Source organism: Sphingomonas sp., assembly GCF_017745215.1.
Classification (GTDB): Bacteria; Pseudomonadota; Alphaproteobacteria; order Sphingomonadales; family Sphingomonadaceae; genus Sphingomonas.
Map to the genome: position 1 here is coordinate 40,622 of NZ_JAGHZV010000017.1, position 23,502 is coordinate 64,123.

General features: G+C 68.6%; 25 protein-coding genes. 10 read left to right on the plus strand and 15 right to left on the minus strand.

Translation table 11 applies throughout. From position 1 onward, the window contains the following. Positions 1 to 195 precede the first annotated feature (195 nt). Positions 196 to 1,614 (plus strand): M20/M25/M40 family metallo-hydrolase, encoded by a 1,419-nt coding sequence (locus tag J7495_RS15875; protein ID WP_294057713.1) that lies wholly within the window; start codon positions 196 to 198, stop codon positions 1,612 to 1,614. Here the strand turns inward: J7495_RS15875 and J7495_RS15880 are convergent, their stop codons facing one another. The 3 genes from J7495_RS15880 to J7495_RS15890 form a co-directional block, all read right to left on the minus strand. After that, positions 1,615 to 2,154, minus strand: a complete 540-nt coding sequence (locus tag J7495_RS15880; protein WP_294057714.1) for a hypothetical protein — start codon at positions 2,152 to 2,154, stop codon at positions 1,615 to 1,617. A gap of 64 nt (positions 2,155 to 2,218) precedes the next feature. After that, a complete protein-coding gene (locus J7495_RS15885) occupies positions 2,219 to 3,064 on the minus strand; it encodes an SPFH domain-containing protein (protein WP_294057715.1) in 846 nt (281 codons plus the stop codon). Further along, positions 3,061 to 3,291, minus strand: a complete 231-nt coding sequence (locus J7495_RS15890; protein WP_294057716.1) for a hypothetical protein — start codon at positions 3,289 to 3,291, stop codon at positions 3,061 to 3,063. The genes J7495_RS15885 and J7495_RS15890 overlap by 4 nt, the downstream gene beginning before the upstream one ends. A gap of 407 nt (positions 3,292 to 3,698) precedes the next feature. Here J7495_RS15890 and J7495_RS15895 point away from each other — a divergent pair, with 407 nt between their 5' ends. The 3 genes from J7495_RS15895 (at position 3,699) to J7495_RS15905 (ending at position 5,129) form a co-directional block, all read left to right on the plus strand. Further along, entirely contained in the window at positions 3,699 to 4,073 is a 375-nt protein-coding gene (locus tag J7495_RS15895) for a cupin domain-containing protein (protein WP_294057717.1), read from the plus strand. A 97-nt stretch (positions 4,074 to 4,170) separates the two neighbouring features. After that, positions 4,171 to 4,542, plus strand: coding sequence for an ester cyclase (locus tag J7495_RS15900; RefSeq protein WP_294057719.1), 372 nt, complete (start codon positions 4,171 to 4,173; stop codon positions 4,540 to 4,542). After that, entirely contained in the window at positions 4,542 to 5,129 is a 588-nt protein-coding gene (locus J7495_RS15905; RefSeq protein ID WP_294057721.1) for a TetR/AcrR family transcriptional regulator, read from the plus strand. Before J7495_RS15900 ends, J7495_RS15905 begins: the two co-directional genes overlap by 1 nt. On the opposite strand, the gene recF is transcribed toward J7495_RS15905, so the two are convergent. The 5 genes from recF to J7495_RS15930 all read right to left on the minus strand — a co-directional run bounded on the left by recF (position 5,126) and on the right by J7495_RS15930 (position 10,430). Next, positions 5,126 to 6,193 (minus strand): DNA replication/repair protein RecF, encoded by a 1,068-nt coding sequence (gene recF / locus J7495_RS15910; protein ID WP_294057722.1) that lies wholly within the window; start codon positions 6,191 to 6,193, stop codon positions 5,126 to 5,128. The genes J7495_RS15905 and recF overlap by 4 nt on opposite strands. Positions 6,194 to 6,238: 45 nt before the next feature. After that, positions 6,239 to 7,000 carry a Coq4 family protein gene (locus J7495_RS15915; protein ID WP_294057723.1) on the minus strand — a complete coding sequence of 254 codons (762 nt, stop codon included), beginning with the start codon at positions 6,998 to 7,000 and terminating at the stop codon, positions 6,239 to 6,241. Positions 7,001 to 7,025: 25 nt separating this feature from the next. Beyond that, positions 7,026 to 8,543 carry a hypothetical protein gene (locus tag J7495_RS15920; protein ID WP_294057725.1) on the minus strand — a complete coding sequence of 506 codons (1,518 nt, stop codon included), beginning with the start codon at positions 8,541 to 8,543 and terminating at the stop codon, positions 7,026 to 7,028. A gap of 18 nt (positions 8,544 to 8,561) precedes the next feature. Then, on the minus strand, positions 8,562 to 9,674 hold the full coding sequence (gene dnaN / locus J7495_RS15925; RefSeq protein WP_294057822.1) for a DNA polymerase III subunit beta: 1,113 nt from the start codon (positions 9,672 to 9,674) through the stop codon (positions 8,562 to 8,564). Positions 9,675 to 9,824: 150 nt separating this feature from the next. After that, positions 9,825 to 10,430: an outer membrane protein gene (locus J7495_RS15930; RefSeq protein WP_294057726.1), complete on the minus strand. Its 606-nt coding sequence runs from the start codon at positions 10,428 to 10,430 to the stop codon at positions 9,825 to 9,827. A gap of 288 nt (positions 10,431 to 10,718) precedes the next feature. Here J7495_RS15930 and J7495_RS15935 point away from each other — a divergent pair, with 288 nt between their 5' ends. After that, the gene (locus J7495_RS15935) at positions 10,719 to 11,372 is read left to right on the plus strand and encodes a histidine phosphatase family protein (RefSeq protein WP_294057728.1); all 654 of its coding nucleotides are present in this window, start codon (positions 10,719 to 10,721) and stop codon (positions 11,370 to 11,372) included. Beyond that, positions 11,369 to 11,827, plus strand: coding sequence for a hypothetical protein (locus J7495_RS15940; RefSeq protein ID WP_294057729.1), 459 nt, complete (start codon positions 11,369 to 11,371; stop codon positions 11,825 to 11,827). The genes J7495_RS15935 and J7495_RS15940 overlap by 4 nt, the downstream gene beginning before the upstream one ends. A 45-nt stretch (positions 11,828 to 11,872) precedes the next feature. On the opposite strand, the gene J7495_RS15945 is transcribed toward J7495_RS15940, so the two are convergent. Next, positions 11,873 to 12,760 (minus strand): LysR family transcriptional regulator, encoded by an 888-nt coding sequence (locus tag J7495_RS15945; protein WP_294057730.1) that lies wholly within the window; start codon positions 12,758 to 12,760, stop codon positions 11,873 to 11,875. Between the two features lie 91 nt (positions 12,761 to 12,851). On the opposite strand from J7495_RS15945, the gene J7495_RS15950 reads away from it, so the two are divergent. From J7495_RS15950 to J7495_RS15965, 4 genes are all read left to right on the plus strand, one after another. Beyond that, on the plus strand, positions 12,852 to 13,832 hold the full coding sequence (locus J7495_RS15950; protein WP_294057732.1) for an NAD-dependent epimerase/dehydratase family protein: 981 nt from the start codon (positions 12,852 to 12,854) through the stop codon (positions 13,830 to 13,832). Positions 13,833 to 13,932: 100 nt separating this feature from the next. Then, positions 13,933 to 14,655 carry an NYN domain-containing protein gene (locus J7495_RS15955; protein ID WP_294057733.1) on the plus strand — a complete coding sequence of 241 codons (723 nt, stop codon included), beginning with the start codon at positions 13,933 to 13,935 and terminating at the stop codon, positions 14,653 to 14,655. Positions 14,656 to 14,672: 17 nt separating this feature from the next. Next, positions 14,673 to 15,869 carry a 23S rRNA (adenine(2503)-C(2))-methyltransferase RlmN gene (rlmN, locus tag J7495_RS15960; protein WP_294057734.1) on the plus strand — a complete coding sequence of 399 codons (1,197 nt, stop codon included), beginning with the start codon at positions 14,673 to 14,675 and terminating at the stop codon, positions 15,867 to 15,869. A 106-nt stretch (positions 15,870 to 15,975) separates the two neighbouring features. Then, entirely contained in the window at positions 15,976 to 16,731 is a 756-nt protein-coding gene (locus J7495_RS15965) for a sulfite exporter TauE/SafE family protein (protein ID WP_294057736.1), read from the plus strand. 54 nt (positions 16,732 to 16,785) lie between these two features. On the opposite strand, the gene J7495_RS15970 is transcribed toward J7495_RS15965, so the two are convergent. The 6 genes from J7495_RS15970 to J7495_RS15995 form a co-directional block, all read right to left on the minus strand. Beyond that, on the minus strand, positions 16,786 to 17,181 hold the full coding sequence (locus tag J7495_RS15970; RefSeq protein ID WP_294057737.1) for an acyl-CoA thioesterase: 396 nt from the start codon (positions 17,179 to 17,181) through the stop codon (positions 16,786 to 16,788). 17 nt (positions 17,182 to 17,198) lie between these two features. Continuing rightward, positions 17,199 to 17,804 carry a hypothetical protein gene (locus J7495_RS15975; protein ID WP_294057739.1) on the minus strand — a complete coding sequence of 202 codons (606 nt, stop codon included), beginning with the start codon at positions 17,802 to 17,804 and terminating at the stop codon, positions 17,199 to 17,201. Positions 17,805 to 17,912: 108 nt separating this feature from the next. Then, positions 17,913 to 18,332, minus strand: coding sequence for a biopolymer transporter ExbD (locus tag J7495_RS15980; RefSeq protein ID WP_294057740.1), 420 nt, complete (start codon positions 18,330 to 18,332; stop codon positions 17,913 to 17,915). A gap of 94 nt (positions 18,333 to 18,426) precedes the next feature. Beyond that, positions 18,427 to 19,206, minus strand: a complete 780-nt coding sequence (locus tag J7495_RS15985) for a DsbA family protein (protein ID WP_294057741.1) — start codon at positions 19,204 to 19,206, stop codon at positions 18,427 to 18,429. Further along, complete coding sequence (locus tag J7495_RS15990; RefSeq protein ID WP_294057742.1) at positions 19,206 to 20,570, minus strand: M48 family metalloprotease; 1,365 nt, start codon at positions 20,568 to 20,570, stop codon at positions 19,206 to 19,208. The genes J7495_RS15985 and J7495_RS15990 overlap by 1 nt, the downstream gene beginning before the upstream one ends. A gap of 139 nt (positions 20,571 to 20,709) precedes the next feature. Continuing rightward, complete coding sequence (locus J7495_RS15995) at positions 20,710 to 23,355, minus strand: Rne/Rng family ribonuclease (protein ID WP_294057743.1); 2,646 nt, start codon at positions 23,353 to 23,355, stop codon at positions 20,710 to 20,712. Positions 23,356 to 23,502: the final 147 nt, after the last annotated feature.

Consider the following 23,502-nt stretch of genomic DNA (forward strand, 5'->3'; position numbering starts at 1 on the left):
ACCCGTGCGGGATCGCTGCGTCCGGAGCGGCGGGCCGAGGCCGGAGGGGCGGATCGTGGCGACGGGTCGTGACTCTTGTGACTTTTGGGTAGGGCGCCGCCGTTGCTCCCACCCGCTGGGAGCCGATCGAACCACCCCTTCCCCCCGGCCGCGCGACATGCTTCAACCGCGCGACGACATTCGGGAGGCAGGGCAATGAAGACATTGGTCGCGGCGATCATGGGGGCAGGGCTGCTGGGGGCGCTTCCCGCCGCCGCGCAGGATGCGGGCGCGCTCCGCTCCGACCAGGCGAAGTTCTTCGAGCTCTACAAGGAGCTGGTCGAAACCAACACCGTGGTGAACGTCGGCAGCTGCACCAAGGCGGCGGGGCAGATCGCCGTGCGGCTGAAGGCGGCCGGGTTCACCGACGGCCAGATCGTCCCCTTCGCGACGCCCGAGCATCCCGAGGACGGCGGGCTGGTCGTCGTCTATCCGGGCACGTCGAAGAAGGCGAAGCCGATCCTGCTGCTCGCGCACATCGACGTCGTCGCCGCCAAGCGCGAGGATTGGGTGCGCGATCCGTTCAAGCTGGTCGAGGAGAACGGCTATTATTACGCGCGCGGCACCGTCGACGACAAGTCGATGGCGGCGATCTGGTCGGACGCGCTGATCCGCTTCAAGGAAGCCGGCTACAAGCCCAGGCGCACGATCAAGATGGCGCTGACCTGCGGCGAGGAGACGACCTGGGCGTTCAACGGCGCCGAATGGCTCGCCAAGAACAAGCGCGAGCTGATCGATGCCGAATTCGCGCTCAACGAAGGCGGCGGCGGCCAGACCGACGGCCATGGCAAGCTCGTCGTCCAGACGATGCAGGTCGGCGAGAAGGCGGTGCAGAACTATCGGATCGAGACGACCAACCCCGGCGGGCACAGCTCGATCCCGGTGCGCGACAATGCGATCTACGAGCTTGCCGACGCGCTGGTGAAGATCCGCGAGCACGAGTTCCCGATCGAGCTTTCGGACACGACGCGCGCCTTCTTCGCCAAGGCCGGCATCGCGCGCGGCGGCGACATGGGCGCAGCGATGATCGCACTCGCGAAAGACCCGAGCGACAAGGCATCGGAGGCGATCGTCAACACCGATCGCAGCTTCCATTCGATGCTGCGCACGACGTGCGTCGCGACGCTGATCGAGGGCGGCCACGCCAACAATGCACTGCCCCAGCACGCCGAGGCCAACATCAACTGCCGCATCTTCCCCGGCCATCCGATCGAGGAGGTCCAGGCCGAGCTCGTCAAGGCGATCGGCGACGCCAGGGTGAAGATCACGCCGGTGCCGCCGCTCCGCCCGATCGCAAGCCCGCCGCCGCTCGACCCCAAGGTGGTCGGCCCGGCGGAGAAGCTCGTCGCCAGATATTTCCCCGGCGTGCCGGTGATCCCGTCGATGTCGACCGGGGCGACCGACGGCATCTTCCTCGAGGCCGTCGGCATCCCGACCTATGGCGTGCCCGGGCTCTGGCTCGATCCCGATCTCAACGGCATCCACGGGCTCAACGAGCGGATCGAGGCCAAGTCGCTCTACACGGGCCGCGACTATCTGTTCGACCTGGTGAAGGCGTACGCCGACAAGGAGTGATCAGCCGCTCTCGGCCGTGATCAGGTCGAACACGCGCTCGGCGTCGCGGATCATCGTGAACTGCGGCGTCCGGCTCGATGCGGGGCCCCATGAGGCGTGGCGGTCCCACGGACGGTTCTGCCACGCCTCCGCGAACAGGATGGTGCCGCGCCCGCTCCAGCCCAGCCTGAGCTGGAGGTCGGGGAGCGAGCGGATGTCGAGCGCGGTCAGCTCGCCCAGCGGGCCGGTGCGCAGGATCAGCACGCGCCGGTCGGTCACGGCGTACCAGCTGTGCGCGCGCACCCACGCGTCGTGGAAGAAGCGCCCGGCGATGATATAGCTTCCCACGAGCACGAACGGCACGCCCCACAGCCGGAAGAAGATCGGCGCGTCACTCAGGATGACCATCGTCTCCCAGAAGAAGGCGAAGCCGCCCCACAGCAGCGAGAAGGGAATCATCAGGACGTCGGACGGCGTGAAGACGATGCCTTGCCGGGGCCGGCCGCTCCACAGCAGCCGTTCGCCGCGCGCGAGGCGGGGCACGATGGGTGAACCCGTCATGGGAACCTCCAGTCGATTGGATCGGGTTGGGATGGAAAGCGGCGGCGCGCGGCCGCCGCTCGCCTCACTGCGGCTGGACGATGAAGGGTAGCTGGCCGCCGCCCAGGTAGGTGGGCAGCTTGCCGTCCCACTTCTCGATCGCGCGCTGGCGCAGGATCTCGGGATTGGCGCGCAACGCGTCGCCTTCGATCTGCGAGGCCCTGGCCTTGCCTTCGGCCTGGGCGATCTGGGCGTCGGCATTGGCCTTGACCGTCGCGACGTTCGCCTGCGCCGCGAGCGCGGCCTGCTCGTTGGCGATCTTGGTGTTGATCTGCGCGAGCACCTGGTCGGGCACGCGGATGTTCGACGCCCAGTAGAGCTGCTCGACGTGGAGGCCGAAGGGCTCGAAATAGCGCGCGACATCGGCGCGGACGAGGTTGATCAGCGCGGCCTTGCGCGGGCCGTAGATCTCCTCGACGCCGAGCTTCGCCGCTTCCTCGTTGAGCGCCGAGCGGACGGCATTGCGCAACGGCCCCGCGACGATCCCGCCCATCTCGGTGCGGTATTTCTGGAACAGGATCGGCGCGCGCACCGGATCGACGCGATAGGCGACCGAGACGTCGGCCGAAAGGTTGAGGCCGTTCCTGTCCTGGAAGTTGAATTCCTCGTTGGTCTCGCTCTGCTCGGCCGAGGTGCGCGTCCACGCATAGGTCGAGGTGTAGACCGGGTACTGGTAGATGTTGGTGCCGAAGGGCGTGAAATACCAGCCGACGCCGAGCGACGCGTCGGAGACGCCCGCAGCGCTGCCGAAATTGTTGACCTTGATGCCGACATGGCCGGGCTCGACGCGGCTGCACGAGGTGACCGGCACGATCAGCAGCAGCAACGGCACCGCGACCAGCGGCGCGAAACGGATCAGACGAGTATTCATGAGTCCTTGTCCCTGAAGACATTCGCGAATTCGCGAGTGAGCGCCGTGCCGGTGAGAAAGCCGCCGGCGAGCGCAAGCATCGCCACGAGCGCCGCGCCGACATCGGCGAGGTCGCTGTGGAGGTTGAAGAGCGTGGGAATCAGATAGGCGAAAGCCGCCAGCTCGGCGAACACGAGCGCGCCGCATCGCAGCCCGAACCCCACGAGCCACAAATCCAGCAATTTCATTTCGGAGCTTGTCTCCATCACTCCCGTAGATGCGGGGAGCGGCATCGCGCCAGGAGGCGCGACGGGGGCGCATATAGATCGCGTGTTTATTGTTCGCAAGTGAAATCAGAGCAAATAAGTGAGTCATCTATATTCGGAACATTCTCGGCTCAACTGTAACCGATGTGACAATAGGACAAAGAATATGTGACCTAATCGTGTATATATCGAAACATGAACTTGGATGATCGCGATCCCGCGGGGCTTCCGTGGTCGAATATCCGGCGCTATTGCGGAGCCGTGACAATTCTCGCCAAGCGGAGCGTTTGTGCGATGCAGAAAATCAATCTCGCCGAGGCGTTCGACCGGATTCCGGATTGCTGGAACCCGCGGATCGCCCGCCAGATCAACGACACCAGGTCAAGCTGGTGAAGCTTTCGGACGCGTTCGACTGGCACCACCATGCAACCGAGGACGAGATGTTCCTGGTGATCGCCGGCCGGCTGCGCATGCACCTGCGCGATGGGCCGATCGACCTCGGCCCCGGCGAGTTCCTGGTGGTGCCGCACGGCGTCGAGCATTGCCCCGACGCGATCGAGGAGCCGTGCCACGTGCTGCTCGTCGAACCGGGCACCACGCTCAACACCGGCACCGACGTCACCGACCGGACCCGTGCGACGCTCGAGCGGATCGACCGCTACCCCCCACCCCTCCATCCGTCATCCCGGCGAAAGCCGGGACCCAGGCTAGCAAGCCGGGCCGCTCGTGGCCTGGGTCCCGGCTTTCGCCGGGATGACGGATGAGGGAGCGAGGCTGCGTATCTGTACGAATGAGAATTCATTCTTGTCATGAGACCAAAATCTCATTACGAGCTCGATCCGTCAACCGTTGGAGGACCCCATGACGCTCTCGCGCGAAGCGATGGATCGCAAGATGGACCAGCATTTCGGCTATGAGGCGCGCGACGACATCGTCGGCTGGCCGCTCGGCCCGAGCCACGGGCGCGAGGGCGCGCGGCCCTTCTACGAAGCGCTGTTCGGCGACCTGAAGGACGGCGAGGTGCGCTGCCTGCGCCGGCTCTATGGCGAGGACTTCCTCGTCGACGATTCGCTCTGGCGCGGCCACGCGCCTGGACGGCCGTTCGGGATCGAAGGACAGGGACGCCCGCTCGAGTTCCGCCTGCTCCACGTCGTCGAGTTCGATGGCGGCGGCGATATCCGGCGCGAGAACGTCTGGGTCGATCTCGCCGCGATCCAGGCTCAACTGACCTAGTGGCGCGCGAGAGACAGCGCGCCCGCACGCGCAAGGACCTGCTCCGCGCCGCCGCGCGGCTGATGGCGGAGGGGCGTTCGCCGAGCCTCGAGGAAATCGCCGAGGCCGCGATGGTGAGCCGCGCGACCGCGTACCGCTATTTCCCCGGGCTCGACGCGCTGCTCGTCGAGGCGGCGCTGGACGTGGCAGCGCCCTCGGCGGATATCCTGCGCGCCGACTCGGCGCCGGCGGGACTCGCCGACCGGCTCGCCTTCGTCGGCGACGCTTTCGACTCGATGATCCGCGAACATGAGGCGCCGCTGCGCACGATGATGGTGCACGCGCTCCAGCGGCGGCTGCGCGGCGAGGACGAGCTGCCGGTACGCCAGAACCGGCGCATGCCGGTGATCGAGGCGGCGATCGGCGACGCCGCCGAGACACTCCCGCCCGCCGCGGCCGGGCGGCTGGCGCAGGCGATGGCGCTGGTGATCGGCACCGAATCGATGCTGGTGTTCAAGGACGTGCTCCAGCTCGGCGACGAAGAGGCGCGCGAAGTCCGCCGCTGGGCGACCCGCGCGCTCGCGGGCGCGGCGCTGGCCGGCGACTAGGCAGGCTCGATCCGTCCCTCGGCGACGCGGTAGCGCGTCGCTTCGCCCGGCACCGCGTCGAACAGCGCCGGCTCGGTGCCGGTCATCCACACTTGGCCGCGGCCGTCGAGCCGGTCGAACAGCGCGGCCCGGCGGCTGGGGTCGAGGTGCGCGGCGACTTCGTCGAGCAGCAGGATCGGCGCGCGGCCGGTGCGCTCGGCGACGAGCTCGGCATGCGCGAGGACGAGGCCGAGCAGCAGCGCCTTCTGCTCGCCGGTCGAGCAGAGATGCGCCGCTTGCCCTTTGCCGAGATGCGTGACGACCAGGTCGTCGCGGTGCGGACCCACCAGCGTGCGCCCGGCGGCGGCGTCGCGGCGGCGGCTCTCGGCCAGCGCGCGGGCGAGCGCAGGCGCGTCGCCTTCCCAGCCTTCGAGTGTCAGGCCGGCGCGCGCGAACACGCCCTCGGGCTGGGCGGCAAGTCGCGCGGCGAGCGCCGTCGCGGTTTCGTCGCGGGCTTCCTCGATCGCGGCGCCGTGCTCGGCCAACCGCGCCTCGAGCGCAGTCAGCCAGGCGGGATCGGGCGTTTCGTCGCCGCCGAGCAGCCGGTTGCGCTCGCGCATCGCGGCTTCGTAGCGCGTGCTGTGATGCGCGTGGCCGGGGGCGAGCGCGAGCGTCAGCCGGTCGAGGAAGCGGCGGCGCTCGCCCGCGCCTTCGACGAACAGCCGGTCCATCGCCGGGGTGAGCCACAGCACGGTGAGCCATTCGGCGAGCGAGGTCGCCGCGGCGGTCGCGCCGTTGACGCGGACCAGCCGGCGCTCGGGTGCGCCCGGCTCGGTGCCGGTGCCGATCTCGGCCTCGCCAAGCCGCGTCGCCACCGCGAAGCCGCCGCTGCCGCCCTGGCGCGCGATCTCGGCGAGCGGGGCGCGGCGCAAGCCTCGGCCCGGCGCGAGCAGCGAAACGGCTTCGAGCACGTTCGTCTTGCCCGCACCATTCTCGCCGCTCAGCACGACGAAGCCCGGCCCGGGCATCAACGACGCCTCGGCATGGTTGCGGAAGTCGGTGAGGCGCAGGCGAGTGAGGGCCATGGCGCGGCGATAGACGGCGCGCGGGCCCGCGTCACCTGCGGGCGCTCAGATGCCCTTGAGCCCTGCCGCCTCGAGCTCGGCCTGGGCGATGCGGTAGCGCGCCGGCTCGGCGATCCCGAGCCGCTGGCGGGCCTGGTCGATCGGCTCGGCCATCAGTGCCTCGTAATCCTCGCCGTGGAGCCATTCGGCGCGCTTGCCGTGGCGATAGCCTTCGATCACGGCCTTGAGGAAGTCGGTGCTGCCGGTGACGCGCAGGCTCTTGAACGCCGCGCCCATCGCGATGAAGCCCCAGCCGAGCCCGCCAGTCTGCGCATAGGAGAAGGCGACGAGGCAGGCCTCGCCGAGATGCTCGCTCGCCTTGTAGCCGGTGAGCACGTGCCAGAGGTCGTGGATGTCGCGCTCGCGGCGGCCCATCCAGGCATAGGGGTGCTCGACGTCGACGCCCTGGAACGCGCCTTCGGCCATGCTCAGCTCGGCGAGTCCGTCGGCCGTATAACCGGTGCTGTCGAGAAACTGGCGATAGGCCGCGCCGACGGTGCCTTCGGCGAAGCTGTCGATCCAGCCGCGATCGGTCAGCCGCGTGGCGAGCTCGAGCCGGCGATAGGCGAGGCGGCCACCGTTCGGCAGGGTGAGCAGGCGGCGATAGTTGCGCTGGGTCACGTCGCCGTTGAGCGCGCGCATGATCCGGAACACCTGGTGGGTGTCGTCGCCATTGGCGAGCAGCTTGCCCAGCGCGCGGAACGCCGTGCTCCAGTCGCGCTTCATCGGGATGCCGGGATTGTGAGTCGGGGCGGGAAGCGTGGCCATGGCCCGCTCGCTACTTACATTGCTGTTAATAGTCAAGTCCGGGATGACCCGGAGCACGATCGCGGCGCGCGTAGAGCAGCCTGTGTCGGGGTATCATCGGCTGGTCGAGCACCAGCCGATAGTCGCGGGCGAGCACGCCGCGCATATAGGCCCAGGCCTCGGGTGCCGCTTCGAGAAAGCGATCGTCCCCGCGCAGCACGACGAAATCGGGCCGCGAGTCCATCACACGGACAAGCTCGCGCTGCCGATCGGCGCCGAGCGACCTGGCGTCGGGCCATTCGCTGAGCAGCGTCGGGAAATTATAGCGCGTGGGCAGGCAGCTGCGGGTGAGCAGGTAGATCACCGGATCGCCGCTGAACACGAAGACGCAGCGCGGCGGCGACGGGCCGATGAGGGGTACGAGCGCGCGCATCTGCGCGGCATCGCCATGGCGCCAGCGGGTGTCGGTCGCGATCCGGAACCCCGCGAGCGTCGCGAACAGCGCGAGGAGCAGGGCGATCGGCGCCACCCGCACGCGGCCACGGAGCGCGGCACCGGGGACAGTCCAGAGCCAGCCGAATGCACGCGACGCCGCGATCGTCATCGGCGGCAGCAGCGGCAGCGCATAATGGTCGTGATAGGTGCCGAACAGGATCACCGACAGCGTCGCAATGCCGGCCCATGCGGCGAGGAACCGGTGCGCGGCGCGTCCCCCGGCATCGCCGCGCCACAGGCTGCCGGCCAGCGCCGCGAGCGCGAGCGGCAGGATGCGCGTGACGATCCGGATGATGCGATGCGCCAGATCGTCGCCGGTCGGCGGCGAGCGCAGGAAGATCGACTGGAAGTTCTGGAACACGAAGTCCTGGCCGTGGCCGACCGCCACATAATAGCCCCAGGCGAGCCCGGTCGGCCCGAGCGCGAGCGCGATCCACAGCGCCGCGGCAGCCCCGAGCCTCGCGATCCCGCTGCCGCCGCGCCACGCCAGCCATGAGAGCGTCGCGCCGAAGAAGACACCTTCGAGCAGCACCGAATATTTGACCTGCAGCGCACAGCCGATGATCGTCATCGCCACGGTGCCGAAGCCGAACGCCGCTCGATCGAAGCGCGGGCGCTCGAGCACGCGCACCACGCACCATGCGGCAAGCGTCACCAGCAAATTGTAGAAGACGGGTGCCTGGCCGCCCGAGCCGCCGAACAGCAGCAGATAGACGATATAGATCGCACCCGCCGCCAACGCGCCGCGCTCGGGCGCGATGCGCCGCGCGAGCGCGTGGATCATGCAGGCGGTCGCCACGACGAACAGCGTCGCGACGAGCTGGTACTGGATGATGCCGTCGCCGCCCAGGAAGCGGATCAGATAATAGACGAGAAACAGCCCGAGCGGCTTGCGATCCCAGAAATCGACGTAGGGCAGCGCACCCTGGTGCATCCGGTCGCCGACGAGCAGGTAGAATTGCTCGTCGATCCCGATCAGCGGATTGCCGAACTGCCAGCCGCGCGTCGCCAGCGCGACCATGAGGAACAGGAGCGCCGCAAGCCATTGGCGCCGTTCGATCCGGATCATGGCACCGAACCTCAGGCGCTACACGCGCATCGGCATCAGCACGTAGAGCGCGGGAGCCTTGTCGTTCTCGCGGATCAGCGTCGGCGCAGTGGCGTCGGCGAGATGGACCTCGACGACGTCGCCTTCGATCTGGTTGAGGATGTCGAGCAGGTAGCGGCTGTTGAAGCCGATCTCGAGCGGCGCCGCGGCATAGTCGCCGGGCACTTCCTCCGCCGCCGCGCCATTCTCGGGGCTGGTGACAGAGAGGATGATCTTGTCGCGCTCGAGCGCCATCTTGACGGCGCGGGTCTTCTCGGTGGCGATCGTCGAGACGCGGTCCACGCCTTCCATGAAGCTCTTGGGGTCGAGCTTGAGCAGCTTGTCGTTCCCGGTCGGGATCACGCGGGTGTAATCGGGGAAAGTGCCGTCGATCAGCTTCGAGGTGAGGATCGCCTGGCCGAGATCGAAGCGGACCTTCGAATTGGACATCGACACGCCGACCGACCCGTCGACTTCGTCGAGCAGCTTCCTGAGCTCGGCGACGCATTTGCGCGGGATGATCACGTCGGGCATCGATTCGGCGCCGTCGGGGCGCGCGACCGTCACGCGCGCGAGGCGGTGGCCGTCGGTCGCGGCAGCCTTGAGCATCGGCGTCGCTTCGTCCGAGACGTGGAGGAAGATGCCGTTGAGGTAATAGCGCGTCTCTTCGGTCGAGATGGCGAAGCGCGTCTTGTCGATGATCTGCTTGAGCGTCTCGGCCGGCAGCTCGAAGGTGACCGGCAGCTCGCCCTCGGCGATCACCGGGAAGTCGTCGCGCGGCAGCGTCGCCAGCGTGAAGCGCGCGCGGCCGGCGGTGATGACGATGCGGCCCTCGGCAGCGCTCAGCTCGACCTGCGAGCCTTCGGGCAGCTTGCGGACGATGTCGAAGAAGGTGTGCGCCGAGACGGTGGTGGCGCCGGGCTGGTCGACCGCCGCGGCGATCGTCTCGTCGATCTGCAGGTCGAGGTCGGTCGCCATCAGGCGGAGCGCGCCCGAGCCCTGTGCCTCGATCAGCACGTTGGAGAGAATGGGGATCGTGTTCCGCCGCTCGACCACCGACTGGACGTGGCTCAGTCCCTTCAGCAGCGTTGCCCGTTCGATCGTCGCCTTCATCGTCCTCAAACCCCCGGGCCGCCGCCCCTATCCACCCAGTTCCGCAAGCGGCCGGTGGCAATTCGCCGCCCAGCATCCTTAACGCGAAAAAGGGCCGGAGCAAGCGCCCCGGCCCCTTCTTTTTAGGCCAAAGTCAAGGCCGAAACGATCTCAGAAGCGAATACCGACGCCCCCGACGATCTGGTGGCGGCTCGCATCGATGCCGGTGCTGTCGCCATCATTGTACTTGGAGTAACGATATTCGGCCTTGGCATAGACATTGCCGGTCAGCTTGACCTCGGTGCCCGCGCCCAGGCGCCAGCCGTCGAGATTGTCGTGCTCGCTCACCGTGGTGGTCGGGCTGGTGTAGCTCGTGCGAATCTGCGCGTTGGTATAGCCGCCCTTGACGTAGAGCAGGGTGCGGTTGCCGACGGCATAGCCGACGCGCGCGCCGGCGTAGAGGTCACGGCCCGCCTTCACCTTGAGCGAATCGCCCGCGACGAGCACGTTGGTGTCGCGATCCTTGGTGGTGGCGCCGGTGACTTCGCCTTCGACGCCGATCACGGCATGGCCGATCTGATAGTCATAGCCGAGCGCGCCGCCATAGGTCAGGCCGTCCTTCTTCGCGCCGTAGATCGAATCGTCCTTCACATGATCCCAGCCGGTGATCACTTCCGCGCGCGGCCCGGTGAAGCCCTTGTCGTCGTCCTGCGCGAGAGCAGGGGTGGCGATGGCGCCCAGCGCCAGGGCCGAAGCGGTGAAGATTGCGATACGCATAAACGAACTCCTTACGTACTTACTGGCCCGCGCATCGTGCAGGCCCCGTTAGAAGCGGCCTGGCGCGGGCTTGTTTCATGAACCTGAGATAAACGAGAAAAACCGTGGCTTTTGAGCCACAAGCCGAAGGCCTCTCACAAGGCCGTCACGTCATTCGCTCACTCCCTACCTGACGGCGTCGTTGCGCCGCAGCAACGCCTTGGACCCACGAACCTGTTCGGTGCATGAACGAAACGGGGCCGTAAAAAGGCGTTGCCACACGAGCGCCAAAAGGCTGTGGTGATCGTCATGAACGGCACGCGGAAAGGGCGCGACTTCATCGCGCGGCATGGCGAGACGGTCTACAATCGTGCCAAGCGGATGCAGGGCGACCACCCGCACACGCCGCTCACGCGCGCAGGGTTCAGGCAGGCCGACGAGATGGGCGAGGCGCTGCGCGCGCTGCTCGGCCCCCGACCGAAGCTCGCGCTCTGGTCCTCGTCGGCAGGGCGCGCGCTGCAGACGCTCGCGGTGATCGCCGAGCATCTCGAGCTCGACTGGCACCAGGCGCACCGCGACGACCGGCTGGTCGAGATCGGCATGGGCGACTGGAGCGGGCGTTACTACCACGACGTCGCGGCCGAGGGCGGCGCCGACATCCTCGATCCCGAGCACCGGCTCTACCTGCGCCCGCCGCCCGGCGGCGAATGGTATGATTCGATCGCCGCGCGCGTCTCCTCCTGGCTCGCAGACACCGACGACGATCCCGGCGACCGGCTGGTGATCATGCACGGCATGTCGAGCCGGGTGCTGCGCGGCGTGATGACGCATGCGCCTGTGATGCCGCAGTTCGGCTCGGCCGTGGCGCCCGACCTGCCACAGGGTTCGGTGGCGATGATCGAGGGCGGGGTGGAGACCGTGGTCCATCGGGGCTCGGGCCGCATCGCCAACGAGGCGGTGTGAGCCTCGGGCTGGCCCTGGTCCTCGCGCTTCAGGCGCGCACGCCGCTGGGCGTGTTCGAGAGCTGGGGGGCGTTCCGCGACGCCTCGCCGCTCCATTGCTTCGCGATCGCGCGGCCGGTGGAGAAGGGCGGCAACGATCCCTTTGCGAGCGTCGCCACCTGGCCGCGCGACGGCGTGCACAACCAGCTTCATGTGCGTCTCAGCCGCCAGCGCCACCCTCGAGCCAAGGTGACGCTCGCGATCGGCGAGCGCCGCTTCGAGCTGGTCGCGGGCGACGCCGACGCCTGGTCGCCCGACGCGGCGACCGATGCCGCGATCGTCTCGGCGATGCGCGAGGGGCGGAGCATGAGCGTCGAGAGCGTGAGCGCCAGCGGCGGGGCGTTCGCCGACACCTATGCGCTGGCCGGCGCCGCGACTGCGATCGACGCGGCGGCGATCGGCTGCGCAGGGCGGTAGTCGACGCTGACACCGTCATCCCGGGCTTTCGCCGGGATGACGGTGTCAGCGGAGATACACCCCCAGCCCCTCCACCAGCGCATCGAAAACCGCGCGGACGCGGGCGAGGGTGCGCAGATCCTCGTGGCAGACGACCCAGGTATCGAGCGGGAAGGTGAAGCTCTCGGCGAACAGCGGCACCAGCGCCGGGTCGCGGCGTGCGAGCGGGACCTGGCACAGCCCGATCCCCAGACCCGCGCGGATCGCGGCGATGTGCGCGAGCTGGTCGTCGGTGCGGAAGGCGAAGTCGGCGAGGTCGAGGTCGAAGCCCTGCGCCTGGAGCACACGGAGCATCGCCAGGTCGCGCTCGACGCCGATCAGCCGATGGCTGCGGACCCGATCGAGTGTCGCCGGCGTGCCGTGGCGCGCGAGATAGTCGCGGTGGGCGTGGAGGCAGAGCGGAATCCTGCCGATCCGCTTGGCGACCAGCGCCTCCTGCCGCGGCTCGACCATGCGGACCGCGACATCGGCTTCGCGGCGCAGGATGTCCTCCGCCCGGTTGGTGGGCGAGAGGACGATCTGGAGCCGCGGGTGCTTGTCCATCAGCGTCGCGAGGATCGGCGGCAAGACCTCGATCGCGATGATGTCGCTGGCCGAGACGCGGACCGTGCCCGCGACCTCGTGCGCGGCGGCCGAGGCCGAGCGGACGAAGGCATCGGCAGCGAGCGCCATCGCTTCGGCATGCTGGGCGAGCGCCAGCGCCTGCTCGGTCGGCAGGAGGCCGCCCGGCGAGCGCGTGAACAGCGGCAGGCCGACGCTCGCCTCAAGATCCTCGACTCGCCGCCGCACCGTTGGCTGCGCGAGCCCGAGCGCGCGCGCTGCGGCCGACAGGCTGCCCTCGCGCAGCACGGCGAGGAAGGCGCGCTGGCGCTCCCAATCGTCGATGGGGTTCATCATTTTTATATAGTCGACCTGTCTGTCCTTGCCAATTTTGTTTGATCGGCCGCCGCCGCATATCGGCTTCGTCGAAACGATGGAGGCAAAGATGAGCAGAACGATCCTGGTGCTGGGGGCGACCGGCGGAGTGGGCGGCGAGACGGCGCGGGCGCTGCTCCGCCACGGCTGGCGGGTGAAGGCGCTGGCGCGGACGGTTCCGGCCGAGCGCGGCGGGATCGAGTGGCACCAGGGCGATGCGCTGGACCGCGACGCCGTGCTCACCGCGGCCGAGGGCGTCGATGCGATCCTCCACGCGGTGAACCCGCCGGGCTATCGCAATTGGGCGAAGGTCGTGCTGCCGATGCTCGCCAACGGCATCGCCGCGGCACTGGCGAACGGCGCGCGGCTGGCGCTGCCGGGGACGATCTACAATTACGATCCGCGTGTCGTCGCGGTGGCGCTGCCCGATACGGTCCAGCAGCCCAACACGCGCAAGGGCGCGATCCGCGCCGAGATGGAGCGGCGCCTCGCCGAGACGCCGGGGCTGCGCGCGCTGGTGCTGCGCGCGGGCGACTTCTTCGGGCCGGCGTCGCGCAACTCGTGGCTGTCCGAGGGGATGGTGACGCCGGGCAAGCCACTCGGAAGCGCGATGTACCCGGGCAATCCGGCGATCGGCCATGCCTGGGCGTACCTCCCCGACGTTGGCGAAGCGTTCGCGCGGCTGCTCGACGTCGAGGCCGGGCTACCGGCGTTCGCGGTCCATCATTTCGCTGGCACCTGGACCGACGGCCATGGCTTCCTCGCCGCGCTCGCCGAGGCGGGCGGCGTCGAGCGGCTCAAGACGCGCCGGCTGCCGTGGCGGCTGCTGCCGCTGGTCGCGCCGTTCGATACGACGATGCGCGAGCTGATCGAGATGGAGCCCTTCTGGCGCCACCCGCTGCGGCTCGACAACGCCACTCTCGAAGCCGCGATCGGCGCCGAGCCGCATACCCCGCTGGTGCAGGCACTGCGGACCACGCTGGGTGCGATGGGGTGTCTGGAGCGGGACGCAAGGGGAACAAACCTTGACTTTTCGCCGCGATCTGCCTAGGTGGGAGCATCCCGCCCCCGGCATGCCGTCTTGAGGCGCTCGAAAGAGCAGACATCAGCTCAAGGCCGATCCCGGGGGCAACCTTTTTCTGGTGCAGCCCATGCCGACCGCCATCGTGATCGACGGGGCGTATTTTCTGCGTCGCTTCGGATATTCCTTCCCGCATCTCGATTCGCGAGACCCGCATCATGTGGCTTGGGCAGTGGGGTACCTTGCGGGCTGGCATCTCAAGGTCAGGCATCTTTCTGAGCCTTTGGCAAAGGGCGATCTAGCTGCCGGCTTCATACCGACGGAATCGCCAACGCTATACCGTACCTTCTTCTACGACTGTCCGCCGCTGACCAAGCGCCTGCACTATCCGATTTCGAAACGGCCGCTCGATTTGGCGAAGACCGAAATGGCGCGGCAACGCCTGGCGATCCATCGGAACCTGTTGACTGCACGAAAGGTCGCGCTGCGCCTTGGGCGTCTCAATGAGGACGTGAATTGGCGGCCCAAGCCCGACGCGATGCGTCGCTGGCTGACGGAGGGCTTCAATCCGCGTGACGAAGACTTCGAGATCGACGTCATCCAGAAAGGCGTAGACATGCGCCTCGGCCTTGATGTGGCCGCGATGGCATTCAAGAAGCAGGTCGATCAGATTGTCATGGTGGCAGGCGATGGCGACTTCGTCCCTGCCGCGAAATTGGCGCGTCGCGAAGGCATCGACGTGGTTCTGGATCCGATGGGCGGCAAGGCCGCCAGCGATCTCTTGGATCATGCGGATGGCGTGCGTGAATGTAGAATGACGCAACCCACAGAAAACATTGGTACACTAGAATGACAGCCTCGGCCGCGCCCATGCCCATTCCCGGGCACATCGATCCCGTGCCCGTTCCGCGTGGCCTACCGCTGCGCGAGGACGGCAAGACCGACCTGATCGGACTTCCCAGGGAAGGGATTCGCGCCGCGCTCGAGGGTGCGGGCATGGAGCCCAAACAGGCGAAGCTGCGCGCCAAGCAGCTCTGGCACTGGATCTACAACCGCGGCGCGACCGACTTCGCGGCGATGACCGACATCGCCAAGGCGCAGCACCCCTGGCTCGCCGAGCGTTTCGTGATCGGGCGGCCCGACGTGGTCGAGGCGCAGGTCAGCGAGGACGGCACGCGCAAATGGCTGCTCCGCGGGGCGGGTGGGGCCGATGGCTCCCAGGATTACGAGATGGTGTTCATCCCCGACGCCGATCGCGGGACCCTTTGCGTGTCGAGCCAGGTCGGCTGCACGCTCAACTGCCGCTTCTGCCACACCGGCACGATGCGGCTGGTGCGCAACCTCACCGCGGGCGAGATCGTCGGCCAGGTCATGCTCGCTCGCGACGCCCTCGGGGAGTGGCCGAGCCAGCCCGAGGGGCGGATGCTCACCAACATCGTGATGATGGGGATGGGCGAGCCGCTCTATAATTTCGACCAGGTCCGCGACGCGCTCAAGTTGGTGATGGACGGCGACGGGCTCGCGCTCTCCAAGCGCCGGATCACGCTGTCGACGTCGGGCGTGGTGCCGATGATGGCGCGCGCGGGCGAGGAGATCGGGGTGAACCTCGCGGTGTCGCTGCATGCGGTGACCAAGGAGATCCGCGACGAGATCGTGCCGCTGAACCGGAAGTACGGGATCGAGGAACTGCTCCAGGCCTGCGCCGACTATCCGGGCGCGAACAACGCGCGGCGGATCACCTTCGAATACGTCATGCTCAAGGACAAGAACGACAGCGACGCCGATGCGCGCGAGCTCGTCCGGCTGCTCCGGAAGTACAAGCTGCCGGCGAAGGTGAATTTGATTCCCTTCAACCCCTGGCCGGGCGCGCCCTATGAATGCTCGACGCCCGAGCGGGTGAAGGCCTTCTCGAGCCTCATCTTCGAGGCGGGCATCTCGGCGCCGGTGCGGACGCCGCGCGGGCGCGACATCGATGCGGCGTGCGGCCAGCTCAAGACCGCCGCCGAGAAGAAGAGCCGCGCCGAGCTCGACCGGCTGGCGGAGGAGAAGCAGGCGGCGCTGGGCTGAACGCCCGCATTCCTTCCGTTCGTGCTGAGCCTGTCGAAGCACGGCCATCCACTCGCGAGCGGCTCATGGAGAGCCGCCCTTCAACAAGCTCAGGGCGAACGGGATCATGGCGGCGTTTGACCTTCTCCTCGTCGCCGGTGCCGGCCTGCTTGGCGGCGTGATGAACGCGCTTGCGGGCGGCGGGACCTTCGCGACGCTGCCCGCGCTGATCGCGACGGGGCTGCCGGCCAATGCCGCCAATGCGACGTCGAACGTCGCGCTGCTGCCGGGCGCGGCGGCGAGCGCCTGGGGCTTTCGCGACGAGCTGGCCCCGGTGGGCGGGATTCCGGTGCGGCGGCTCGCGGCGATCACCTTCGCGGGCGGGCTCGTCGGCAGCGTGCTGCTTGTGATCACGCCGACGCGGGCGTTCGATTTCATCATTCCCTGGCTGCTGCTGGTCGGCTTCCTCGCCATGCTGCTGGGCCCGCGCGCCTCGAACTGGCTGCGTGCGCGGGTGACGATCGGGCGGCGGACGCTGGTGATCGCGCAGGCGCTGCTGGGCGTCTATGGCGGCTATTTCGGCGGGGGCGTGGGGCTGATGACCACCGCGGCCTATGGCCTGCTCGCCGGTGCGCATCCGCGCTCGCTCTTCTCGATCCGCACGCTGATGCTTGCGGTGGCGAACCTCGCGGCGGCACTGGTCTTCGCCGCGACGGGGCTGGTGCGCTGGAGCGCGTGCCTGCCGATGCTCGCCGGCGCGGTGATCGGCGGCTGGGCCGGCGCGCATCTCGGCAAGCGGCTCCATCCCGGCGTGGCGCGGGCCTGGACGCTTGTCGTCACCGGCGTGACGACGCTCGTCTTCTTCGCTCGCGCTTACGGCTGAATCCGGATCGAGCCCGCCTGGGACCGGCCCGGGCCATCCGCCGGACGGGACGACCTATCGTTCCAGGAACGGCGCCGCCAGCTCAGGCCGCACGCGCAGCAGCCGCCCGGTCGCACGGTCGAGCAGCGCCCAGGTCGACACCGCCTCGACCTTCACGCGCCCATCCGCGCCGGTGAAGCGCATATGCCGGTCGAATCGCGCGCCGCGCGGCGGATCGGGGACCCAGGTCTCGCCGGTCACCGTCTCGCCCGCCGAAACATTGCCGCGGTAGTCGATCTGGTGCCGCGTGACGACCCAGACGTACGCCGCCTTGTCGGTCTCGGACGCCACGCTGTCCCAGTGCGCGATCGCGACTGCCTGGATCCACCGGACCCAGACCGCATTGTTGACGTGGCCGAGCTCGTCGATGTCCTCGAGCTCGGCGGTGATCGCCATGGTGAAGCGCGCCATGGCCCAGGCCTAGCATATTATCCGGGGCTGGGGGCGAGATCGACGCTGCGGATGTGCCAATGCTTCTGCGCCTCGCTCGCCCCGTCGACCACGGTCAGGTGGAGCGTGACATTGCCCTTCAGGTCGAAGCGCTTGTCGCCCTGCTTCAGCCGGCCGTAGACGATCACCGGCACGGTGACGTAGCGCTGGCCCGCGCCGGCATCGACATCGCCCGGCGCGCCCACATTGGCGTGGTAGGTCGAATAGGCCTCGAAATCCTTGGCGAAGGCCTCCGGCGTCTTTCCCGAGGCCTTGCCGCCGTCCTCCCACAGCGTCCAGGCCTCGCCGTATTTCTTCGCTTCGATCAGCGCGAAATAGCGCTGGACGACATCGGCGCCGCCCTGCGCGCTGTCGGCGGTGAAGGGCGCCTCGCTCACCGGCATCATGTCGTTGGCAAGCCCGCCGGGTGTGCCCGGCGAGGGCGCCTGGTCGTTGTCGGGCGGGGTCTTGTCGACGCCCTGGTCCTTCGCCGAATCGATCGCGTCGATGTTCACCGCGGCGACGTCGGGCGGGGGATCGTCGGCGCTGGGCTGGGAGGAACAGGCGGCGAGCGCCAGGAGCAGCAGGGGAACGGCGTTGCGCATCAAGGACCCTTTATCGGTGACGCTCACCGAACGCGAGGGCGCGCTCGCCGTTCCCCTGGAGCGGGCGGGCACCGCCATGCGCCGTGAGGCGCATTTCAGGAGAAGCTCTCAAAAGTCCACCATATGCTCGTTGCCGACGAAGCCGAGCCGCGTGATGTTGGCGCGCTTGACGATCACCAGCGCGCGATCGAAGCGCGCATAGGGCGCGTCGGGATCGGACTGGACGTGGAGCTCGGGCGGCTGGTCGCCCTGCTGGATCGCGTCGAGCGCCTGGCGCAGCCCGGCCTCGTCGACCTTCCTGGCATCGAACCAGAAATCGCCCTGACGGTCGATCAGCAGCTTGTGCGGCAGATTGGCCTCGGCGACCGACGACGGGCCGTTCGGCAAGTCGATGGAGACCTTGTGCGTCGCGATCGGCACGGTGAGGATCAGCATGATGAGCAGCACCAGCAGCACGTCGATGAACGGCGTGACGTTGATCGCGCTCATCGGTTCGGCCGTAACGACGGCGCGGACGGCTCGGGCCATGGCTTCTCTCCCGTTGCTGATGTTGTAACGTAACATCAATCGAGCGCAGCGGTAAAGCCCGTGGTTCCGTGGCCGGCTGGAGAAGAAAGCGGCGTTACTTGCCCGCGCGCGCGGCGGCGACGGCGGCGGCGAGCCGCTCGTAATCGACCAGCCCGCTGATCACCTGGTTGCCCACCACCCAGAACGGAGTCGCACCGCTGGTGCCGAGCGCCGCGGCGGTGTCGAGGTTCTTCTTGATCTCCTGCGACACGCGCGTCGAATTGGCCGCGGTCTTGGCCTTGGCGAGGTCGACCCCTGCGCCCGCCGCCGCCTGCTCGAGCGACGCTTCGTCGGTGCGCCCGCCGGCATAGACCGCAGTGTGATAGGCGAGGAACTTGCCCTGCTCGGCCGCCGCCAGCGCCCAGCGCGCCGCGGTCACGCTCTCCTCGGCGAGCACCGGATATTCGCGATAGACGATGCGGACATTGGGGTCGCGCTTCACCAGCTCGGCGATCGCGGGCAGGCTCGCGCGGCAATAGCCGCAATTATAGTCGAGATAAGCCGCGACGGTGACGTCGCCCTTGGGGTTCCCCTGCGTCGCGCCGGCATAGGGATCGACGATCTGCGCCTTGTGCGCGGCGATGTACTTGGGCGCCTCGCCCAGCGCTTTCTGTCGCTCGGCGAGCTGGCGCGCCTGGAGCTTGTCCATCGCCTCGGGCAGGATCTCGCCATGCTCGAGGATATAGGCGCGCACCACGGCCTCGATCTTCGCCTTGTCCGGGTTGGCGCCGGGCACCGCCGCCTGGATGCCGGCATAGAGCCCCGCGCCGAGCAGCGCCGAGAGCAGGAAGGCCGCGCCGAGCAGCAGCGGGCTTTTCGCGAGTCGCTCGAGCATCAGCGGCGTCCGCCCTTCTTCTTCTGTTCTTCATAGGCGGTCTGCGAGACCATCATGATATCCTGCGCGCGGATCCAGTCGGGCGAGCCCGTCGGCAGCCCCGCCATCGCCGCGCGCGAGCTCATCAGCGCGGTGCCGGCGTCGCCCATCAAATTGGCGCGCTCGGCGGTGGCGAGCGCGGTGCGCGGCTCGTCGCCCTTGCGCTCGTAGACGGTGCCCAGGTTGAACCAGGCGAAGGGGTTCTCATTGTCGCGCGCGACCGCCTGCTTGAGCACCTTCTCGGCCTCGGCAAGATTGGCGGGGTCCTCGGTCGCGACCAGGGCATGGCCGAAGGTGGTGGCGATCAGCGGCTGGTAATGCGTCTCCTCGGTCGCCTTGCGCAGCGGCACGAGCGCCCCCTTGGGGTCGCCCGCCTCGAGCATGATCTGGCCCTGGAGCTCGAGGAAATAGGGATCGTCGGGCTTGGCCTTGATCAACGCGTCGGTCTCGGCTGCGGCCTGCTCGGGGAAGCCGCCCTTGTGATAGGCATAGGCGCGGGCATAGTGCGCATAGACCGACTGGTCGCGCGGCGGATACGTGCGCAGCGTGTCCTTGGGCTCGTTCACATAGCCGCGCAGCTTGGCCTGGATGCGCTTGAACCGGTCGAGCATCTCGGGCGTGTCGCGCTTGCTCCACGCCGGCGCGGCGGTGAGATCCTGCGTCAGCGTCGCGATGCGGTCCGCCGACATCGGGTGGGTCTGCGCGAAGGGATCGACGTCGGGATCCGACGAATAGACGCCGTAGCGATATTGGAGATTCTCGAGCTTCTTGAAGAATTCGAGCATCCCGCGCCCGCTGATCCCGGCCTTGTTGAGGAAACGCACGCCGGCCGCGTCGGCAGAGGCTTCCTGTCCGCGCGAGAAAGCGAGATACTTGCCGATCGCGGCGCGCTGGCCGGCCATCAATATGCCCATGCCCGCGTCGGGCGACCCCGCCGCGACGGCCGCCGCGCCGAGCAGCAGCGAGAGGATCGAGACGCCGCCATAGCCGCCGTCGCGCTGGAACACGGCATGGCCGCCGACGACGTGGCCGAGCTCGTGCGCGATCACGCCCTGGACTTCGTTGGCGTCGTCCGCCGCGTCGATCAGCCCCGAATGGATGTAGACGATCTGCCCGCCGGCGACGAAGGCGTTGATCGAGGGATCCTGGATCATCACCACGCGCACGCTCGCCGGATCGAGGCCGGCCGCGACGATGATCGGCTTGGAGATATCGGCGAGCAGCGCCTCGGTCTCGGCGTCGCGCAGGATCGATTGCGCCGCCGCGGGCTGCGCCGCGAAACAGCACAGGCAGAGCATGGCGATCAGGGCGGCCAGCTGCTTCATCCGCACCATGTTCGTCCCAAACCCTCCCGGCGGCAAGCGACCTCTAATCGGCCCGCCGCATGAACCTCAGGTGAAGCGACCGGCCCGCCGCGGGCGCGATGTCCCGCGGCGGGCCGGCCGTTCGATCAGCCGCTGCCGATCAAGCCCCGAACGTACGCTGCCACCAGCCGCGACGGGGCGAACCGGGGTCGGCCTCGGTCTCGGCGGCGGCTTCGGCCGCGACGTCCGCCGGCTCGGCGGCGTCGGGCGAGAGGTCCTGAGTCACGGCCTCGGCGGGCTCGGCGGTGGCTTCGGCGGCCGGCGCGGCCTTCTTGCGGCCGCCCGAACGCTTGGGCCTGGGCGCCGGCGCTTCCTCCGCGACCGGCTCGGGCGCGGGCGCCTCGGCCGGAGTCTCCGCAACCGCTTCGGCTTCGACGTCGGCCTTCTTGCGGCGCGAGCGCTTGGGCTTGGCCGGCGCTTCCTCGGCGACCGGCTCGCTCACCGCTTCGACCGCAGGCGCGGCTTCGGCGACGGGCTCGGCCTCGACGTCGGCCTTCTTGCGGCGCGAGCGCTTGGGCTTGGCCGGCGCTTCCCCGGCGGCGGGCTCGGGAGCGGCCTCGACCGGCGCTTCGGCTTCCTCGCCGTCGGCTTCGACGATCACCGTCTCGACCGTGCCGCCGCCACGGCGGCCGCCGCGACGACCCCGGCGGCGGCGCTTGCGCGGCGCATCGCCATCGGCCGCGGTCGCCTCGTCGCCCTCGGCATCGCTTTCGCCGGCGACATCGGCAAGCTCGTCGCCTTCCTCGCCCTCGACACCCTCGCCTTCGGAAGCCTCGCCCGGCGCACCGTCCTCGCGCGTGCGGCCGCGGCGGCCGCGACGGCGGCGGCGGCGCTTGCCGCGACCGTCGCCTTCGCCGTCACGGTCCCGCTCGCGATCGCCGCGCGGCGCACGCGTCTCGCTGGCCTCGGCCTCTTCTTCCGCTTCCTCCTCGTCCTCGATCTCCTCGACGTAATCGTCTTCGGGTTCCTCGATGACCTGGATCAGGCGCGGCGCGCGCGTCGGCGGCGGGCCCGCGGCCTCGACCGACATGCGCGCGCCTTCGAGCTCGCCGTCCGACGCGATCTCGACGAGCACGCCATAGCGTTCCTCGATCTCGGCCAGCTCGGCGCGCTTGCGGTTGAGCACGTAGAAAGCGGCTTCCTGGCTCGCGCGCAGCGTGAGGTGCGAGCCGCGGCCGCGCGCCGCTTCGTCCTCGATCATGCGCAGCGCCGAGAGGCCCGCCGACGACGCGGTGCGGACCAGGCCGGTGCCTTCGCAATGCGGGCACTGGCGGGTCGACGCCTCGAGCACGCCGGTGCGCAGCCGCTGGCGGCTCATCTCCATCAGCCCGAACGCCGAGATACGGCCGACCTGGATGCGCGCGCGATCGTTCTTGAGCGCTTCCTTCATCGCCTTCTCGACCTTCCGGACGTTCGATCCGTGGTCCATGTCGATAAAGTCGATCACGACGAGGCCGGCCATGTCGCGCAGGCGCAGCTGGCGGGCGATCTCGTGCGCGGCCTCGAGGTTGGTCGCCGTCGCGGTCTGCTCGATATTGTGCTCGCGCGTCGACCGCCCGGAGTTGATGTCGATCGACACCAGCGCCTCGGTCGGGTTGATCACGAGGTAGCCGCCCGACTTGAGCTGCACCACCGGGTGGTACATCGCCGCGAGCTGGTCCTCGACATGGCTGCGCTGGAACAGCGGCACCGTGTCGGCATAATGCTTCACCCGCCGTGCATGGCTGGGCATCAGCAGCTTCATGAAGTCCTTCGCCTGGCGATAGCCGTCATCGCCCTCGACGATCACTTCGTCGATGTCCTTGTTGTAGATGTCGCGGATCGCGCGCTTGATCAGGTCGCTGTCGCCATAGACCAGCGCCGGCGCGGTCGAGGCGAGCGTGTTCTCGCGGATCTCGTCCCACAGCCGCGCGAGATAGTCGAAGTCGCGCTTGATCTCGACCTTGGTGCGCTGGAGCCCGGCGGTGCGGACGATGCAGCCCATCGAGGGCGGCAGCTTGAGGTCCGCCATGATGCCCTTGAGGCGCTTGCGGTCCGCCGCCGACGAGATCTTGCGCGAGATGCCGCCGCCGTGCGCGGTGTTGGGCATCAGCACGCAATAGCGGCCGGCGAGGCTGAGATAGGTGGTGAGCGCCGCGCCCTTGTTGCCGCGCTCTTCCTTCACGACCTGGACGAGCAGCACCTGGCGGCGGCGGATCACGTCCTGGATCTTGTAGCGGCGGCGCAGGTTCATCCGGCGCTCGCGCAGCTGGTCGGCCTGGCTCTCGTTGCGGCTCGGCTTGCGGCGGCGGCGACGGCCGTCGCCTCCCCCATCGCCTTCCTCGTCGCCCGAGGCTTCCGCATCGCCCTCGCCGTCATCGTCCTCGTCGCCCGCGGGACGGTCGAGCACTTCGACATCGCCTTCCAGCGCGTCGTCGTCGCCATCGTCCTCGGCGCGCAGTGCAGCCTCTTCGGCGGCGTGCTCGGCCTCTTCGCGCAGCAGCGCGTCGCGGTCTTCCTTGGGGATCTGGTAATAGTCGGGGTGGATTTCCGAGAAGGCGAGGAAGCCGTGGCGATTGCCGCCGTAATCGACGAACGCCGCCTGCAGCGACGGCTCCACTCGAGTCACCTTGGCCAGATAGATATTGCCCTTGAGCTGCTTGCGCTCGGCGGACTCGAAATCAAACTCCTCGATTCGGTTCCCCTTGACGACCGCCACCCGGGTTTCCTCCCGGTGGCGAGCGTCGATCAGCATACGCATTGTCATTTATGATTCTCCGGGCGCGCCGGCTCGGCCAAAAGGGCAGCGGCGCGCGACATGCAAAGCGGACCTGGCCGGAGGTCTGACCGGCTGCGGTCTCGCAGGTTTCGAAAACTGCCTCTGCTGCCATGGCACGGCCGGACCGGCGGTCCG